At 62.6% G+C, this 16176-nt stretch carries 16 protein-coding genes and 1 pseudogene; 7 read left to right on the forward strand and 10 right to left on the reverse strand.

All coding sequences use genetic code 11. The features are described 5' to 3' along the window. The first annotated feature begins 463 nt into the window (after positions 1 to 463). Positions 464 to 2023, forward strand: coding sequence for an IS21 family transposase (gene istA, locus A37W_RS21470; protein WP_018302939.1), 1560 nt, complete (start codon positions 464 to 466; stop codon positions 2021 to 2023). Further along, positions 1956 to 2684, forward strand: coding sequence for an IS21-like element helper ATPase IstB (gene istB / locus A37W_RS0110220; protein ID WP_026198414.1), 729 nt, complete (start codon positions 1956 to 1958; stop codon positions 2682 to 2684). The genes istA and istB overlap by 68 nt, the downstream gene beginning before the upstream one ends. A 63-nt stretch (positions 2685 to 2747) precedes the next feature. Here istB and A37W_RS23210 read toward each other — a convergent pair whose 3' ends face one another. Together A37W_RS23210 and A37W_RS21480 are read right to left on the reverse strand one after the other, a co-directional pair. Then, on the reverse strand, positions 2748 to 3038 hold the full coding sequence (locus A37W_RS23210; protein WP_081617077.1) for a GreA/GreB family elongation factor: 291 nt from the start codon (positions 3036 to 3038) through the stop codon (positions 2748 to 2750). A gap of 691 nt (positions 3039 to 3729) precedes the next feature. After that, entirely contained in the window at positions 3730 to 4134 is a 405-nt protein-coding gene (locus A37W_RS21480; RefSeq protein WP_081617078.1) for a DUF1127 domain-containing protein, read from the reverse strand. Between the two features lie 262 nt (positions 4135 to 4396). On the opposite strand from A37W_RS21480, the gene A37W_RS0110235 reads away from it, so the two are divergent. Continuing rightward, complete coding sequence (locus tag A37W_RS0110235) at positions 4397 to 4729, forward strand: trimeric intracellular cation channel family protein (RefSeq protein ID WP_018302943.1); 333 nt, start codon at positions 4397 to 4399, stop codon at positions 4727 to 4729. Positions 4730 to 5437: 708 nt separating this feature from the next. Here the strand turns inward: A37W_RS0110235 and gdhA are convergent. From gdhA to A37W_RS0110250, 3 genes and pseudogenes are all read right to left on the reverse strand, one after another. Then, positions 5438 to 6793 carry an NADP-specific glutamate dehydrogenase gene (gene gdhA, locus A37W_RS23215; protein WP_081617079.1) on the reverse strand — a complete coding sequence of 452 codons (1356 nt, stop codon included), beginning with the start codon at positions 6791 to 6793 and terminating at the stop codon, positions 5438 to 5440. Between the two features lie 636 nt (positions 6794 to 7429). Beyond that, positions 7430 to 9135 (reverse strand): annotated as a pseudogene (locus A37W_RS21485) (bifunctional sulfate adenylyltransferase/adenylylsulfate kinase). A gap of 65 nt (positions 9136 to 9200) precedes the next feature. Continuing rightward, the gene (locus A37W_RS0110250; protein ID WP_018302945.1) at positions 9201 to 9716 is read right to left on the reverse strand and encodes a MarR family winged helix-turn-helix transcriptional regulator; all 516 of its coding nucleotides are present in this window, start codon (positions 9714 to 9716) and stop codon (positions 9201 to 9203) included. A gap of 141 nt (positions 9717 to 9857) precedes the next feature. Here A37W_RS0110250 and A37W_RS0110255 point away from each other — a divergent pair, with 141 nt between their 5' ends. Then, entirely contained in the window at positions 9858 to 10508 is a 651-nt protein-coding gene (locus tag A37W_RS0110255; RefSeq protein WP_018302946.1) for a 5-formyltetrahydrofolate cyclo-ligase, read from the forward strand. A 183-nt stretch (positions 10509 to 10691) separates the two neighbouring features. After that, a complete protein-coding gene (locus tag A37W_RS23720) occupies positions 10692 to 10982 on the forward strand; it encodes a hypothetical protein (RefSeq protein ID WP_156169177.1) in 291 nt (96 codons plus the stop codon). 111 nt (positions 10983 to 11093) lie between these two features. Here A37W_RS23720 and A37W_RS0110260 read toward each other — a convergent pair whose 3' ends face one another. From A37W_RS0110260 to A37W_RS23220, 3 genes are all read right to left on the reverse strand, one after another. After that, positions 11094 to 12092 (reverse strand): mechanosensitive ion channel family protein, encoded by a 999-nt coding sequence (locus A37W_RS0110260; RefSeq protein ID WP_156169180.1) that lies wholly within the window; start codon positions 12090 to 12092, stop codon positions 11094 to 11096. A gap of 283 nt (positions 12093 to 12375) precedes the next feature. Then, entirely contained in the window at positions 12376 to 12831 is a 456-nt protein-coding gene (gene rnk / locus A37W_RS0110265) for a nucleoside diphosphate kinase regulator (protein ID WP_367834144.1), read from the reverse strand. A gap of 69 nt (positions 12832 to 12900) precedes the next feature. Beyond that, complete coding sequence (locus tag A37W_RS23220; RefSeq protein ID WP_081617080.1) at positions 12901 to 13368, reverse strand: hypothetical protein; 468 nt, start codon at positions 13366 to 13368, stop codon at positions 12901 to 12903. A 251-nt stretch (positions 13369 to 13619) separates the two neighbouring features. Between A37W_RS23220 and A37W_RS0110270 the strand changes: the two genes are divergently transcribed. Continuing rightward, positions 13620 to 13832: a hypervirulence associated TUDOR domain-containing protein gene (locus tag A37W_RS0110270; RefSeq protein WP_018302949.1), complete on the forward strand. Its 213-nt coding sequence runs from the start codon at positions 13620 to 13622 to the stop codon at positions 13830 to 13832. Next, the gene (locus A37W_RS0110275) at positions 13832 to 14362 is read left to right on the forward strand and encodes a DUF488 domain-containing protein (protein WP_018302950.1); all 531 of its coding nucleotides are present in this window, start codon (positions 13832 to 13834) and stop codon (positions 14360 to 14362) included. The genes A37W_RS0110270 and A37W_RS0110275 overlap by 1 nt, the downstream gene beginning before the upstream one ends. Positions 14363 to 14406: 44 nt before the next feature. Here A37W_RS0110275 and copM read toward each other — a convergent pair whose 3' ends face one another. After that, the gene (copM, locus tag A37W_RS0110280) at positions 14407 to 15852 is read right to left on the reverse strand and encodes a CopM family metallochaperone (RefSeq protein WP_018302951.1); all 1446 of its coding nucleotides are present in this window, start codon (positions 15850 to 15852) and stop codon (positions 14407 to 14409) included. 28 nt (positions 15853 to 15880) lie between these two features. After that, positions 15881 to 16174, reverse strand: coding sequence for a DUF6522 family protein (locus A37W_RS0110285; protein WP_018302952.1), 294 nt, complete (start codon positions 16172 to 16174; stop codon positions 15881 to 15883). Between the last annotated feature and the right edge of the window lie 2 nt (positions 16175 to 16176).

Below are 16176 nucleotides of genomic sequence, written 5' to 3' on the forward strand. Positions count from 1 at the left end.
TCCGCCGCGGCGCCATCATGCCGCCGCGAGCCAGCGGCATGGCATGGGCAGGAGACGACACTGTTTGTCAGGCAGCCGTCAGAGTTGAGGCCCGCGATGCGAGGCACTTCGTCCCCGAGCGTCTTGATGGCGGCGCCTATCGCATCCTCGGGGGAGTTCTGCAGTGATGTTCAACTCGAAGCGTATCCGACCAAGCAGATCATGAATGTCGGAAACCGGCTGGGGCCGGCCATCTGCCGCTACTAGCACGAAGGTCTGGTAAGGGCCGGGAGTGCCTACGGTCGGAGTGCTCTGACCCCCGACTTTCATCCAGCTGAACCGGAGCCGGCGGGTGACAATTGCCCTCTTGCGTGTGAACCGGCGTGGAAAAAGGACCCCGTATTGGGGTGATCGGCTCCCAAAAGGGACCCCCTGATGCGGGTGGTCCATCGTGCTCCCGAGGAAGTCGGGAGCCGAGTTTGGGATGCTGTTGGTGGAAGCGATTGCGAAGATCCGTCGAGCGTATTTTCAAGACAAGAAGCCGATCAAGCAGATCTGCCGTGAGCTGCGGGTGTCGCGGAAGACGGTGCGGAAGGTCATCCGGTCGGGCGCGACGGAGTTCACTTACGAGCGGAGCATCCAGCCCCAGCCGAAGATCGGGCCGTGGCGCCGTGAGCTCGACAGGATGCTGGCCGAAAATGCCCGCCGGCCGAAGCGTGAGCGCCTGACCCGCATCCGGATCTTCGAGGAGCTGCGCACCCTCGGCTATGATGGCGGCTACGATGCCGTGCGCCGCTATGCGGCTGCCTGGTCGAAGGAGGCGATCGAGGCGTCGGCTGCGGCCTACGTGCCGCTCAGCTTCGACCCGGGCGAAGCCTACCAGTTCGACTGGAGCCACGAGATTGTCGTGATCGATGGCGCCACGACGACCGTGAAGGTCGCCCATGTCCGGCTCTGCCACAGCCGGATGCTCTTCGTCCGTGCCTATCCCCGCGAGACGCAGGAGATGGTGTTCGATGCCCACGACCGGGCGTTCGCCTTCTTCGGGGGCGCCTGCGCGCGCGGGATCTATGACAACATGAAGACGGCGGTGGACACGATCTTCGTCGGCCGAGACCGCGCCTACAATCGTCGCTTCCAGCAGATGTGCGGGCACTATCTGGTCGATCCAGTCGCCTGCACCCCCGCATCAGGCTGGGAGAAGGGCCAAGTGGAGAACCAGGTCGGCGTGATCCGCCGCCGGTTCTTCGTGCCGCGCCCGCGATTCAAGAGCTACGCCGAGCTCAACGCTTGGCTCCTGGACCGCTGCATCGCTTGGGCGAAGGCGCATCCGCATCCGGAGCTGCGCGACAAAACCACCTGGGAGGTCTTCGAAGCCGAACGACCCAGTCTGGTGCCCTATGTCGGGCCATTCGACGGCTTCCATGCCGTGCCGGCCGCGGTCTCGAAGACCTGCCTCGTCCGGTTCGACAAGAACCGCTACTCGGTGGAGGCCCGTGCCGTCGGCAAGCCGGTCGAGATCCGCGCCTATGCCGAACGCGTGGAGTTCTGGCAGAGCGGAAAGATCGTCGGGGAGCATGCTCGCGTCTTTGGCCGCGACATCTATGATCCGCTGCACTACATCCCGGTGCTTGCCCGCAAGCCTGGGGCCCTGCGCAACGGCGCACCCTTCAAGGAGTGGGAGTTGCCGCCAGCGATCCGGCGCGTGCAGCGCAGGCTCGGCCGCATGCCGAACGGCGATCGTCAGATGGTCGACATTCTCGGTGCCGTGCTGACCGACGGACTGAACGCGGTCGAGGCCGCCTGTGCCGAGGCGCTGAGCGAGGGCGTGCATTCCGCTGGCGTCATTCTGAACATCCTGGCTCGGCGGCGCGAACCGCCACCGCCTCTGCACATCGCAACACCCGAGGCGCTGCGCCTGAGCTGTGAGCCTACCGCCGATTGCGCCAGATACGACAGCCTCAGGAGACCCGACCATGGAAAGATCGCAGGTGCTGGACGCGATGGGCCAGCTCAAGCTCTACGGCATGAAGGCCGCCTATGACGAGATCATCGCCACCGCGGTGAAACGCCAGCACGAACCTCAGAAGGTCGTGGGCGACCTGCTGCACGCAGAGATCAGCGAGAAGCAGGCCCGCTCGATCAAATACCAGATGACGATCGCCAGGCTGCCGCTGGCCAAGGAGATCGATGAGTTCGAGTTCGCCGACACGCCGGTCAACGAGACCCTGGTGCGTGATCTCGCTGGCGGAGGCTTCCTTGAGCACCAGCGCAACGTCGTGCTGATCGGCGGCACCGGAACCGGAAAGTCCCACCTCGCGGTCGCCATTGCGCGAGCCTGCATCCGCAGCGGCGCCCGCGGTCGGTTCTTCAACGTGGTGGACCTGGTGAACAAGCTTGACGCCGAAGCTCGCGCCGACCGGCAGGGGCGAACGGCCGATCTCCTCTGTCGCCTCGACTTCCTGATCCTGGACGAGCTCGGCTACCTGCCGTTCGCCCAAACAGGCGGTCAGCTCCTCTTCCACCTCGTCAGTCGCCTCTACGAGCGCACCTCGATCATCGTCACCACCAACCTCGCCTTCGGAGAATGGCCGAGCGTGTTCGGCGATGCCAAGATGACGACCGCTCTGCTCGACCGGCTCACCCACCACTGTGACATCGTCGAGACCGGCAACGAGAGCTGGCGCTTCAAGACCCGCGCCTGAGCCCGAAAAACCCGCCGGCCCGAGCCGCCTGCGCCACCTGAAAGCTACGCCGCCTCGGGCCGGCTACCCGCGCAACAGAGGGGTCCCGATTGCGCGCCTATAAGGGGTCCCGATTGCAGGCCGATTGACATCCCGGTATGTGACGGACCGCCCTATCGCGACCACGTCGGATGGCAGCTTTTCGGCGGGCACGATTCGCGCACGCCCCAGCTCCTCCAGCAGCCGGTCGGCGAGGCCAGGATTGCGTCGAAGGGCGCCTTGGGCGAGCGCCTCAAGACGATCGAGGGTGTCTGCTCCGAGTGTGACACGGGGCCGCCGTCCGGCGGTCCGCATCGGGGACTTTCTTGATGTCATGTCGAAATCCTTTCGCGGCGGCGGGGCGCGGCGAACGTGTTCAAGCGGCGTGGTCGGGCGGCGGCTTCACATCGAGGACCACCACGACCGAGATCTCGCCGTCGTTGCGAAGGAGCGGCACCTTCTGGAGCTTTCTCATGCCGATCAGTGTCGCACCCAACAGAGAGGCGACAAGCACCTGTCCCGGAAGCGGGATGGGGTTCATCGAAACCGGCCCGCGACCCCTCGCCACTGATCATGTAGGTGACGTGAGAGCCGCTCACGACGAGATTAGGCGGCGTCGGTCTCGGGGCAGGGCTCGAGATCCGCAGCTTGTGACGCAGTAGCCCGTTAAGCAGCGGCGGGTTCGGCGCATGTCGGGTTCCGCGCTGCTGCAGCAGGCGTTCGATCCCGGCACGGTCGTCGCGAGTGAGGGCAAAGCCGCTGGCGGGAAGTTCCCGTTCGAGCAGGGTTCGAACGTCTCTGCCGAACGGCAGACGGGTGATGTTGTCGAAGGTCATCGGTTTGTCTCACGAAAATCATGCCCACGTCTCGCGAAGGACAGTGTCGAGCCTCTGAGGTTGCATAAGCGCAACCGTAGTAGAAAAGGAGCCATTGAGTCCTTCTCGGTCGGTGGGAAAACATTGCGGAAAACGCGCCACCGCAATGCGATGGCGCGTCACTTTCTAGTGGAGAAAGACGGCGCTGGTAGTTACGCCAGCTTGTCTCGCCGCACGCGGTATTCATGTGCGACCCGCGGAGAGACCGGTTGCATGGCGCGTTCGCGGTTCGTGAATCCATCGACGACGCGCGGGATATCGCTCCGTTCGATTCCGATGTCGCGCAGGAGACGGTCGTCCAGCGCGCGAAGAGATTCGATCATCTTGCGGCGCTCCCAATTGCGGAAAGCGATCCGGAGCCAGGTGCCGAGGGGGCTCGTCCGGTCGCCGCGCCGAGCGGCCGGATCGAAGGACGGTGTGGAGGGAAGCGGGGACTTGAAGACGTGGGGAAGCATGGCGTGCTCCATGACGAGGAGGTTGAACCAGACGCACGCACCACCGCCCCGACCCGGCCGATCACCAGCCAGAACCATCGCCGCGGTGGACGCGTTCGTCATTCCGATTGATCCGAGGGAGATCGACAAACCCCGAGGCGTGGACGGACACAGGCCCGAACCCGCCCGGGGCTAACGGCGGTTCAGTGTATTCCCTGCGAAGAGCAGGAACCTCGTATGAAGACTGAACATGGTCATGGGCCTCATATCGCCATTCGGCCCGTGGTTATCAAGAGCTGTCGTCTCGCCATTCTGCCGTCGGAATGTGGACGATCAGCCCTCTCCCGACGATGATGCCGAGAGGTCGAGAAAGGTCGGTAGCCGAATGGAAATTCTTCCCCTCGCAATCTGGCTCGATCTGCTCGGGACCTTCGTCTTCGCCTTCAGTGGCGCGCTGGTCGCGGTGCGAAGAGGCCTCGACATATTCGGGATCGCGGTCCTAGCGGTCGCTTCCGGACTCGCGGGAGGCATGATCCGGGACATGCTTCTCGGCGCGACGCCACCGACCGCCCTGGAGGACCCCCGCTACCTTCTGACAGCGCTCGGTGGTAAGCGTCCGGTCTGGCCGCTATCGGTTCCAGTGCCAGGGCGGCAAATCGTCGACCTTGGTGATCTTGTAGTCCGGGATGCGGGTGAGGGTGTCGCGAGCCGGACGTGAGGATCGAGTCGTTCAGCTTGGTTGTCTCCAGCAGTTCTTCTGGATTGCGAGGGCGCCGAGGGGGGTCACCATTAGAGCACGGGAGGAGCGGCCCGGCGTCCACCCCAAAAGCATCCATCATCACGTCGAGAAGAGGCGCGACGGTCTAATCGGCGCGGGTAGCGGCTGTGACCTTCTCGAGGATCAAGGGTTCAACAGGTCCTGATATGAAGAAGGACGGAAACATCGACCACCCGCACGAATGATGCAACCTGATCAAAAAAACGGAGGGTCGCGAGTCTTAAACCGCAATCCCTCCGAAGACGAATTCACGGGGAACGTGAATCGGTTGCTCATCCATCTGTCACGAACGGTAAGCTACCGTCAATACGGAAGGCCCAATGTTCGGCAGTGGAAGCGGCAATGTAGCCGGTGGAGAACCGCTGGAGCACCAACGCACCTCAGCTTCGGCGATTGAACCTCTGGATGTCGGGTTCTAGTTCTCAGCTCGCGTATGACACCTGCGATGCGATCGCCAAATTGCTTTCCTACAACCTCCTCGGCCTCGCAAGTCGCCGCATTCCATGCCTCTTCGCGTTGTCGAGAAGCAGATGAAGCGTCACACAGGGAGTCACGGTGAGGCGGCTGGCCCGCTTGTTTCGCCGCTGACGGCGCGATCGCGTAAATCGTGGTCCGATTCCACCGCTAGTTGTATAACCAAGGATCGGGTCAGATGACTCCAAGCATTCGCATGGCTTTTGCAACCCGCTCGAATCCGGCAATGTTCGCGCCCAGGACGTAATCACCAGGAGCACCATATTCATCGGCAGTTTCGGCACACCTGTCGTGAATACTTTTCATGATCTGCGCCAATCGTCGTTCGGTCTGCTCAAAGCTCCAACGGTCACGACTAGCATTCTGCTGCATTTCGAGTGCCGAAGTTGCAACGCCTCCCGCGTTTGCAGCCTTGCCGGGCCCGAATAGGATGTCGGCCCCGCGCAGGATGCGGATCGCTTCGGGTGTGCAGGGCATATTAGCGCCTTCGCCGACTGCAAGCACGCCGTTCTTGACCAGTGATTTCGCGTCCTTTCCCGTCAGTTCGTTCTGGGTGGCCGAGGGCATTGCCACGTCACAGGGTAAATCCCAGACAGATCCTTTTCCGACTGGAATAAAATGAACCCCATCCCCACGCAACCGGGCATATTCCGAAATTCGCTCGCGGCGGACGGACTTGACCTCCTGAAGCAGGTCCAGATCAATCCCGGCTTCATCTATGATGTAGCCGCTAGAGTCCGAACAGGCGATGACGGTGCCGCCAAATGACTGCACTTTCTCGATAGTATAAATGGCGACATTACCCGCACCCGACACCACAACGCGCTTGCCGTCGAAATCGGTCTGGCGCGTCTCAAGCATGGCCTTGGTGAAATATGTGTTGCCGAAACCAGTTGCCTCTGTGCGGGCGCGGGATCCGCCGTAGGCGATGGCTTTGCCTGTAAACACGCCAGACTCATATCGATTCGTAAGCCGCTTGTATTGCCCGAACATGTATCCTATCTCACGCCCGCCAACACCAATATCGCCGGCCGGCACATCCGTCTGCTCGCCCAAGTGGCGGTGCAGCTCTATCATGAGGGATTGACAAAAGCGCATGATCTCGCCATCGGACTTGTTTTTCGGGTCGAAATCCGTTCCGCCTTTTCCGCCACCGATCGGTAGGCCGGTTAGGGCATTCTTGAAGGTCTGCTCGAAGCCCAGGAACTTGATGATCCCCAGATTGACGGACGGGTGGAACCGCATTCCTCCCTTGTAGGGGCCGAGGGAGGAGTTGAACTGGACGCGAAATCCTCGATTGATTTGGACATTGCCGTGGTCGTCAACCCAAGGGATGCGAAAGATGATCTGGCGTTCAGGTTCGCAGATCCGTTCGATGAGCGCTTGTTCGAGATAGTCAGGGTGCTTTGCCACGACGCGCCCGAGGCTTTCCATCACCTCGTGCACCGCCTGGTGGAATTCCGGCTCGCCGGCATTGCGCCGCGTCACTTCGGCAAGGATCGGTTGTAGCTTTTCGTCGATATTGTTCATGTGTCTCATCGGATTATGGTGGAGTGTTGGTTGAGGGCGGGAAATGTGTGTACCGAATTGTCAGCGCCATTGACTAATTGCTATTATATCTTCGACCATTGCGCAAGACTTTCTGGCGCTGGATGACGCCGAAAGGGTTATCGGCGCCGGTCGGTCGATGAGTCCCCAAACGAGATCCAAAACGGACTGCGGATTAAGGTGTCGGGAACCGCCACCGCACGAGCCCTCAAGATTTTGGAAGAGCAGGTCAGGATGCGTCAGCAGCCGCTCAGACAATGCGTCGGTTGACGAAGATGTCTCTTATCGTGCCGATCGCGCGCTTCGTCCTTGTATTGTCGCGGGGAAGCTTTCCCGTAGCTCCGTGAGGGTGGGATGGCGTTGCGTTATGGCGGCGTCCGCCGGGCGCCGTGAATCACTTAGGACAAGTACTCTTTGCTGTATCCTTTCGCTGATATGAGGCGACCTAAGGGTGCCCCTGTTATCCGCAGGCAACCTACCCGACCAAACCGTCCTGAGCAGGAAATGGCCCCTGATAACTTCAATTTCATGCAGCGATACTCTCCTCGGCGGCTTGAACGAATCTGACAGGCTGGAGCGACAAGAGTTAACTTGGCGTAAAATTCTGACCGCGGCAGCTTAGCCTGCAATCAATCCGAGACTTTCGAGCTTCAGGATCACCTGTTGGGCGCAGTTGTCGACTTCGGCGCCTTCAGTCTGCACGCGAAGTTCCGGCTCCTCCGGGACCTCGTAAGGGGCCGAGATGCCGGTGAACTCCTCGATCTTGCCCTCCCGGGCCAACCCGTAGAGGCCCTTCCGGTCACGCCGCTCGCATTCCTCAAGGCTGGTGGCCACGTGGACCTCGATGAAGGCGCCGTGGTTTCGACCTCCTCCCGCACGGCGCGGCGCGTCGCCGCGTAAGGAGCGATCGGCGCGCAGATCGCGATGCCGCCGTTCTTGGTGATCTCCGCGGCGACGAAGCCGATCCGGCGGATGTTCAGGTCCCGGTGCTCCCTGGAGAAGCCGAGCTCCGAGGAGAGGTTCTTCCGGACGATGTCCCCGTCGAGCAGTGTCACCGGCCGGCCACCCAATTCCATGAGCTTTACCCGCAGCGCATTGGCGATCGTCGACTTGCCTGCACCCGATAGCCCGGTGAGGAACACCGTGAAGCCTTGCCGGGCGCGCGGCGGGCTGGTGCGGCGCAGTTCCCTCACCACTTCCGGGAAGGAGAACCACTCCGGGAGGTCGATCCCTTCGCGCAGCCGCCGCCGCAGCTCCGTGCCGGAGATGTTGAGGACCGTCACCCCCTCTTCGATCTCGTCGGCCGGCTCATACTGCGCCCGCTCCTGGACGTAGACCATCTGTTTGAAGGGGACCATCTCGATGCCCATCTCGGCCTGGTGTTTCCTGAAGAGCTTCTGCGCATCGTAGGGACCGTAGAAGTCCACTCCCTGGCTGTTCTTGCCGGGGCTGGCATGGTCGCGGCCGACGATGAAATGGGTGCAGCCGTGGTTACGGCGGATCAGGCCATGCCAGAGCGCCTCGCGCGGCCCCCCCATGCGCATCGCCACATTCAGCAGGCTCATCGCCGTGGTGGCGGCCGGATACTTGTCGAGCACCGCCTCGTAGCAGCGCACGCGGGTGAAGTGATCGACGTCACCGGGCTTCGTCATGCCGACCGTGGGATGGATCAGGAGATTTGCCTGCACCTCCTTGGCAGCCCGGAAGGTCAGCTCCTGGTGAGCGCGGTGCAGCGGATTGCGGGTCTGGAAGGCGACGACCCGCTCCCAGCCAAGCTTCTGGAACTTGGCGCGCAGCTCGTTCGGGGTGTAGCGATGGCCCCGGAAATCGTAATGCACCGGCAGCTCGAAACCCGTCACCGGGCCGCCGAGGTAGACCTTCCCAGCGTGATTGTGGAGGTAGTTCACCCCGGCATGCGCGATTTCGTCCGCCCCGAAAACTAGTTCCGCCTCTCGCGCCTTGTCGGGGGTCCATCGGTCGGTGACCGTCATCGTCGCGAGGATCACGCCCTCCGGATCGCGGAGGACGATCTCCTGTCCTTCATCGAGAGCCGCCGCGAAGCTTTCGGAGACATCGAGGGTGATGGGCATCGGCCATAGGCTGCCGTCTGCGAGCCGCATGTTCTCGACGACGCCGTCGTAGTCGTTCCGCCCGAGGAAGCCCTTTAAAGGATAGAAGCCGCCGTTCATCAGCAGTTCGAGGTCGCAAAGCTGCCGCCGCGTGAGGTCCCAGCTGACAAGACTCCCCGATCTCTCCCGGTAGTCGCGGACTGAGTCTCGAGGCACGTAGAGCTCCGGGATCGGGGCGAAGTTCGACTGGATCATTTCGGGCAGGACTCCGTAGCAATGGGTAGATGGGCGGGGACCGAGGGAGAGGTCGTGCCTGTCGGTCAGGCTACAGGCGTCTTCGGCTGTTGCGTCTCCGGCTCGAAGAACATCACGACCGGAGCCTCGTTCAGCCCGGCCTCGACGATCCACGCGGTCAAACCCCTTCCAAGCTCTTCGCGAGTCTGTGACGGCAGCCGCATCAGCGCGCTCATCAGGTCCTCCTGGATCGTCGGCTCGAGCGCGGTCGCCAGATCCCGGCCGGCTTCGGTCAGGTGCAGCTCAACCCGTCGCCCGTCGTCCTGCGCCCTCGTCCGGCTGAGAAGGCCGAGTGCCTCCAAGCGCCCGACGACCTCGGAAACAGTGCTCTGATGGGTGCAGGTCAGGCCGGCGAGTTCGTTGATGGACAAGCCCGCCTGCCGGCCGACATGTCGGAGCGCGAGCGCCTGCGCTCCGGTGATCGACGAAACTTGTTCCGTGCGGACCGAAGAGCGACGCAGCGCCTGCACAATCCGCCGAACGGAATCCATGATGATCTGGTCGTTGGTCGTCATCGAGCGCGAGTAATCGAAGAGATGCATGGGAACCGATGCATCCCTATTCGGCGTTGTTCGCCTTGTCCACCACTGGAACAGTCGACCGGGAGCTGACCGGCACCCGGCAACTTACCAGTCGATGCTCTGACGGGAAGAAGCGGACGCCGAAGCTGGAGGGAGGCGAGTATGGAAGATGACCGTGGTGGGTCGCCGGCCTGCTTCGCGCATAAGCTGATCGATGGGCATGTCGTCGATCCCGACGCAGCACGCGATGTGGCCAGGTTTCGCAAGGCGGAACGGGCCCGGCTCATGGAGGAGCGCAAGCGGATTTCGTCTGCGGATCGCGCCACCATGACGCAGAACCTTACCGAGGCTTTGACGACCTGTGTGATGGCCCGACCCGGGATCACGATCGCCGCCTACTGGCCGATCCGGGGTGAGCCGGATCTGCGCGAGTGGATGGCTCAGGCTCACGTTGCCGGTGCGACGGTCCTCCTGCCGGTTGTGCTCGAGAAGTCAGCGCCACTGGTGTTCCGCACCTGGACGCCGAGCTGCGCGATGGAGCGCGGCATCTGGAGCATACCAGTACCGCGGGAAGGGCAGGAACTACGCCCGGATGTGGTGGTCGCGCCACTGGTCGGAGTCGATAAACAATGCTTCCGGCTGGGCAACGGCGGGGGTTATTACGACCGCACGTTGGCGCGGATTACCCCGAAGCCCTTGACCATTGGTGTGGGTTGGCCCAACTGCGATATACCGACCATCTTTCCCATGCCGTGGGACATACCGATGGACTACGTCGTGCTCGCCGACGGCACGATACGGCAACGCACTTGAGCTATCTCAGTTTAGAAGCGTTCAAGCGGGCTGATTGCGTTGGGACAAAGCGTAGCGGTATCCGAACGTGAAAACCTTCCGGCTTCAACTTCCGGTGAAGAATTAGCGCTGTGGTCCGCATGAGACCCTGCTGAAATCTCGGGGGCATCATCTGAATGCGATCAATCAACTGTGAGAAGATCCATGATTAAGCTCAAGTCGGTATCAATCCTGTGCTTTGCCTTTATAGTCGATGGTTACAGCACAGCGCATGGGGCCGAGTGGCTGTCGATTCCGACCGGTTCTGCGGAACTTGCCAATAACGGCTTTCTGCCGATATCGTCGGTAGTCCTCCCGCAATCTGACGACAGCGATACCATTACGATTATCGTCTTCTGGGCCAACAGGTCCACGGGTGAAGTCCGCCGCTGCATTCAATTCGTTGGCCGATTTGCACAGCCGATCGGTCGCGAAGTCTGCTTCGCTCCCCAATAGTGACGGGGCGACGGAAGATTACTGCATGGGGAGCCTTTCAAGCAATGAGAAGGGTGCCGGCGCGGTAGATGAGATTGCTGCGCTAGCACTTCTTGATAATTCTCAAGTTAATTATTGTTCGGACGAAGTTCCAAACACTCTTGCAAGCTCCGAATGATGCGAGAGTGGATCTGACTCGACGCTTCGAGGCTGGTTCAGTTCGATTTTCACGCGTGGGGCTGGTATTTTCGCCGTTCGCATTTGCTGGTCGACCAGGTATAGTATCTCGTCTCGACAGTCAGCGTCCCTCTCGAATTTCGACAGCCAGTAGCGGACAGCATAGGAGTTGCCATCAAATCCGAGTTCCTGCACCCTCACGTCGGCGGGTGGGTCGGCCTGAATGAGACGAGCGTCGCGCAAGGCCTGCAGTATCAGGCCCTTTGCTGCCTCAACGGACAGCTCATTCGGGAGCTTGAGTGACAATTGCGCGCGATACTGTGGCTTTGGAGCGGAATAGTTGGTGATGCGCCCACGGGCGATCTGACTGTTCGGGAGGATCATGTAAGTCGAATCCTGCGTCAGCACTCGGGTCGTGCGCCATCCAATTTCGATCACCCGGCCCTTCGCAATCTGCTCGATCTCCACCCAATCCCCGATCCGGTATGGAGCTTCGATGCCCAGAGCGACTCCGGAAAGCGTATCGGCCACGACGTTGCGGATTGCAAATCCGAGCATGGCCAGGATGAGGCTGGAACCGGTCAGTATTCCGACCAAACCCTGGTCGAACAAGAGAGCGATCGACGCAAAGACAGCCATAAAGAACAGCAGCGCGGTGACCAGGTCACGGAACAGGCGAGGGTAGGGCCGCTTGTGTCGCCTGCGACGATCAGAAACGACGCCAAACAGCCGAGCGCCGAACCACGCTGCTGCGAGATATCCAAGAACGCCACCGGTCAATCTGGACGAAATGCCGAAACGGCGGGCCAGTTCATCGTCGAACAGGACAAGACACGCGGAGATGATTAGCATCGACGAAGGCCAGAGCAGTCGACGTATACTTTGAGCAGCGGTCACGTCGGTCGCCCTGCCAACATCGTTGATGTGCGGTGCCACAGGCACTTCGTGCAGCATGGCGCTTCGCCGCTTGCGCTGCGCTCAATGCTGGCCCCGCATCGCCGACAGGTGATCTTGAAGGATGGTGCGGCGGTCCCGATGCGATGACGACAACTGGCGCAGCGATGAGATGCTGAGCGCGGAAGCGGTTTTGCGCATGATGGACACACAAGAGGCAGAGCTCGTTTCATATTCTTGGCTTTCAGGGAAACAATCTGAAGCAGCGGTGGGCACGATTTTTGCCAGTGCCGCGCCAGCAGGGCGCGACAAGTCTTTCCAGCAGGGCTAGATTTTGCCAGGCTTATTGGGCTTGCCCCACTTCTGCCGCCTCGTCCGCAACGACCCGCAGGATGGTCAGGGTCCGCCTTATTCCGGTCCGCGTGTTCCATGGCGGAGACGCACCCGTTGCGAGGCCGAGGATCGCCGCGCCGATCGGCGTCAGGATCGAGATGCGGCCCCGCGAAATGTCGGCGTCCTCCGGAAAGACCGGTGTCACCGTCTTTTCCGTTCCTGTCGCTTCGTCCCGGTAGGTGACCGCCCGTCCGATCGAAACCACATCGGAAGGCAGCTTTGCCGCAATCACGATCTGTGCACGCCCCAGCTTCTCCAGCAGGAGGTCAGCCAGATCCGGATTGCGCATGATCGCGGCCTGAGCCAAGGCCTCAAGCCTATCCACAGCCTCAGCCGCGAGTATGACCCGAGGAGGCCGTCCTGCGCTTCGGGAAGCATTCTGGTTTTGTGGCATGACAGACTCCATTCGCAAGCACGAGGCGCTGCGAACACTGACGGTTGGGGAAGTTCTACCTTCGGATCTAAGAGGGTGGGTTCAGGCGGCATCGTCTGCGCGGGGCGGGTCTACATCCAATATGACGACAGCTGAAATCTCACCGTCGCTCCGGAGCAGAGGCGCCTTTTGGAGCTTGCGCATGCCGAGAAGGGTCGCTCCAAGAAGGGAGGCGACGAGAACCTGACCCGGAAGAGGGATGGGACTCATGGAAAGGACGCCAGATCGCGCTCCCTCGCCGGTGATCTTGTAAGTGACATGAGAACCACCCACCACCAGCTCCAGCGGAGTCGGTCGAGGGGCAGGGGCAGAAATACGAAGCTTGTGACGAAGGAGGCCGTTCAGTAGCGGCGGATTCGGTGCGTGCTTGGTGTCATGCTGACGAAGCAGGCGTTCGATTCCGGCCCGGTCCTCACGGGTCAGGGCGAAGCCGCTGGCCGGCAACTCTCGTTCGAGAAGCGTTCGAACGTTAATTCCGAACGGCAAACGGGTAATGTTGGCGAAGGTCATTTCGACACTCCCAGTGCGATAGCCTAAGTTCTCAGGAAGAGATTTCAGGAAGGCCCCGGGTGGTCGGAAACGCGCTTATGCGCAGACCGCCCGGGGACCCGGGCGGTTCAGAAGCAAAAACCGGAAAAGGTTCTCGTGCATGACCATGGGGGGGATCCTAGCCATCCGGGGTAGGATGTCAATCGTCGTAGTCTGACGGACTGGAACGCCTATGAATTCAGGTGCGTTGGGAAAAAACAGGAGGTGACCCCATGGCGAAATTTTCGATAGGCGACCACGTCAGGTGGAATTCTGAGGCAGGTCACGTGAGCGGGCGGATCGTCAAGATCCATGAGTCGGATTTCGATTACAAAGGGCATCGCCGCCGCGCCTCCAATGACGAGCCGCAGTATGAGATCGAGAGCGACAAAACCGAACATATCGCGGCGCACAAAGAGGATGCGCTGACGAAAACTGATCCTTGATGTCTGGCTTCGCGACTATCGGCCATTCGATCCGGTCGCCGCAGACGGTCATCGACATGCTGCGGGAGGCCGGGGTCCGGCTACTGGTCGACGTGCGCTCTTTCCCGAAGTCCCGGACCAATCCCGACTTCAACCTCGACAGCTTTTCGCGGCTGCTGGCCGATCACCAGCTTGGCTACCGGCACATGCCGGCTCTCGGCGGGCGGCGCCCGAAGCAGCCCGGCGTCGATGACGACCTGAACCGCTTCTGGCGCGTGCGGAGCTTTCACAACTATGCCGACTACGCCCTCGGCGAGGATTTCCAGCAGGCGCTGGCCGAACTGGAACGGCTCGGGTCGGCGCAGGTCGTCGCGACGATGTGCTCCGAGGCCGTCTGGTGGCGGTGCCACCGTCGCATCATCACGGATTACCTGCTGTTCCACGGCCACGAGGTGCGGCATCTGATGGCGCCGGGCCGGATCGATCCGGCCCGCCCGTCGGAGGGCGCGCACCTGCGCGAGGACGGAACGGTGGTCTATCCCGCGGAGTGATCCCCGGCGCCGCGCCAGCATGCGGCACCGGGACGATGCGGCGGTCAGCTTTCGGGCACCTCGATCCCGCGCGCGGCCAGCCAGGCGCGCATCGCGTCGATCTCCAGCTGCTGCTCGGCGATGATGTGCCGCGACAGCTCCCGCGTCTCCGGGTCGGTGCCCGCGGCGAGCTGGATGCGGGCCATGTCGATGGCCCCCTGATGGTGCGGGATCATGCCGAGGACGAAGGCGACGTCCGGATCGTCGTGCTGCAGCCCCTCCATCATCTCGTCATGCATGCCCGCCATCGACCGCGCATAGGCGTCGGCGACGGCCTCCGCGTCGAAGTCGATGGGCAGGACCGGCGGCGGGTCCGCGTCGCTCAACAAGGTCTCCAGGACCTGCGGCCCGTGCGGATGCTCCACCGAGTAGGAGTGCGTCGCCCGTCCGTCGGCCTGCAGCTCGGCCATGGTCCGGGCGTCGCTGCCGTAGAAGACGCCGTGCAGCCCCCAGTAGGCGGTGACGAAGATCGCCAGCGCCCCGGCGAGTCCGACCGGCACGCCGATCAGCGCCCGCCGGATCCAGCCCCAGAAGTGCAGCTCGCGCGTGTGGTCGGCCGCGATGACTACGATGATCGCCATGATGAGCGCGTGCCCGATCAGGTCGACCCGGCCGAACGGCCAGACGGCGGCATTGAAGATGACGAACAGCGCGATCGCCGACAGGCGCCGCACCAGCGGCGTCGCCAGCAGGCCGAAGCCCATCGTGAACTCCGCCACGCCGGCCATCGGGATAAAGATGTCGCGCGGCAGGCCGAAGGTCAGGAACGGCTTCTCTTCGACCAGCGGATAGAACCATTCGGGATAGGCGAACTTCTCGAGGCTCGACCACATCAGGGCGATGGCGACGCCCCAGCGCAGCACCTCGAACCGGTGCCTGCGCCACTCCTCGCGGTCCGACGCTTCGAGCACCAGGTAGGCCGCCACGGCCACGCCGAGCGCCAGGTAGTCGAGCAGGTGGAACGGGTCGTAGTCCCGCAGCGCCAGCACCCAGAGGAAGATGATGCCCGCCGCCGACAGCGGCATCGTCCGCCGCGAGACGATGCCCGCCGCGATCAGAAGCTGCAGCCAGCTGACCCATTCCGCCGGGGTCTTCAGATCCGGCGTGAGGTAGACGCCGCCGACCGAGAAGATGGCGACGAAGAAGCCGGCGATGACGATGCGGACGAAGTCGTCCAGCCGCAGCCAGAGCGGGTTCGTGATCCGGTCCATCGCGTCGAGGGTCGCGGCCCCGGCGCGGCTCCGCTCGAACAGGCGCGTGGCGAGGAAGAAGACGAGGACCAGCGCGATGCCGGTCCAGAACCAGGTGTCGGTGAGGGTCCGCTCGATTGGGGCGGGGGCCGCGCCGACGATGTAGGGCGCGAACCACTTTACGTGGGCCGTGGCGGCGGCGGGCGCGAGGGCGCCCGTCAGCAGGGCGACGGCGCCGAGGTTGCGGGGGACAGGGGACATGGCAGGGCCTCTTTCGTGGGTCCGGCGGTCAGCGCCCGAGCGAGGCGAGGTCGATCGGCCCCGCCGCCGGCGCATGTGCCGCGAAGGTGGCGCGGGAGAGGATCGCGCCGGTCTGGTCCACGGTCAGCCGCAGGGCGCGGCCACCGCAGAAGAAGGTCAGCCGCCAGCGCCCGGCATCGGCGTCGATGCCGGTCTCGCAGCGGCTGGTGATCGCGCCGGCCCGCAGCCGGGCGGGCACCTCATCGGCCGGCAGGCCGAAGGCGGCACCGACGATGGCGGCGTCGACGACGAAGCCATCGGTGGTGAAGGTGACGTCGCCCATGT

Source organism: Wenxinia marina DSM 24838 (assembly GCF_000379485.1).
Lineage (GTDB): Bacteria > Pseudomonadota > Alphaproteobacteria > Rhodobacterales > Rhodobacteraceae > Wenxinia > Wenxinia marina.

Coding starts and splice junctions, on each gene's coding strand:
- istA (WP_018302939.1), top strand. CDS start 464: ATGCTGTTGGTGGAAGCGATTGCGAAGATCCGTCGAGCGTATTTTCAA.
- istB (WP_026198414.1), top strand. CDS start 1,956: ATGGAAAGATCGCAGGTGCTGGACGCGATGGGCCAGCTCAAGCTCTAC.
- A37W_RS23210 (WP_081617077.1), bottom strand. CDS start 3,038: ATGACATCAAGAAAGTCCCCGATGCGGACCGCCGGACGGCGGCCCCGT.
- A37W_RS21480 (WP_081617078.1), bottom strand. CDS start 4,134: ATGACGAACGCGTCCACCGCGGCGATGGTTCTGGCTGGTGATCGGCCG.
- A37W_RS0110235 (WP_018302943.1), top strand. CDS start 4,397: ATGGAAATTCTTCCCCTCGCAATCTGGCTCGATCTGCTCGGGACCTTC.
- gdhA (WP_081617079.1), bottom strand. CDS start 6,793: ATGAACAATATCGACGAAAAGCTACAACCGATCCTTGCCGAAGTGACG.
- A37W_RS0110250 (WP_018302945.1), bottom strand. CDS start 9,716: ATGCATCTCTTCGATTACTCGCGCTCGATGACGACCAACGACCAGATC.
- A37W_RS0110255 (WP_018302946.1), top strand. CDS start 9,858: ATGGAAGATGACCGTGGTGGGTCGCCGGCCTGCTTCGCGCATAAGCTG.
- A37W_RS23720 (WP_156169177.1), top strand. CDS start 10,692: ATGATTAAGCTCAAGTCGGTATCAATCCTGTGCTTTGCCTTTATAGTC.
- A37W_RS0110260 (WP_156169180.1), bottom strand. CDS start 12,092: ATGCTGCACGAAGTGCCTGTGGCACCGCACATCAACGATGTTGGCAGG.
- rnk (WP_367834144.1), bottom strand. CDS start 12,831: ATGGAGTCTGTCATGCCACAAAACCAGAATGCTTCCCGAAGCGCAGGA.
- A37W_RS23220 (WP_081617080.1), bottom strand. CDS start 13,368: ATGACCTTCGCCAACATTACCCGTTTGCCGTTCGGAATTAACGTTCGA.
- A37W_RS0110270 (WP_018302949.1), top strand. CDS start 13,620: ATGGCGAAATTTTCGATAGGCGACCACGTCAGGTGGAATTCTGAGGCA.
- A37W_RS0110275 (WP_018302950.1), top strand. CDS start 13,832: ATGTCTGGCTTCGCGACTATCGGCCATTCGATCCGGTCGCCGCAGACG.
- copM (WP_018302951.1), bottom strand. CDS start 15,852: ATGTCCCCTGTCCCCCGCAACCTCGGCGCCGTCGCCCTGCTGACGGGC.
- A37W_RS0110285 (WP_018302952.1), bottom strand. CDS start 16,174: ATGGGCGACGTCACCTTCACCACCGATGGCTTCGTCGTCGACGCCGCC.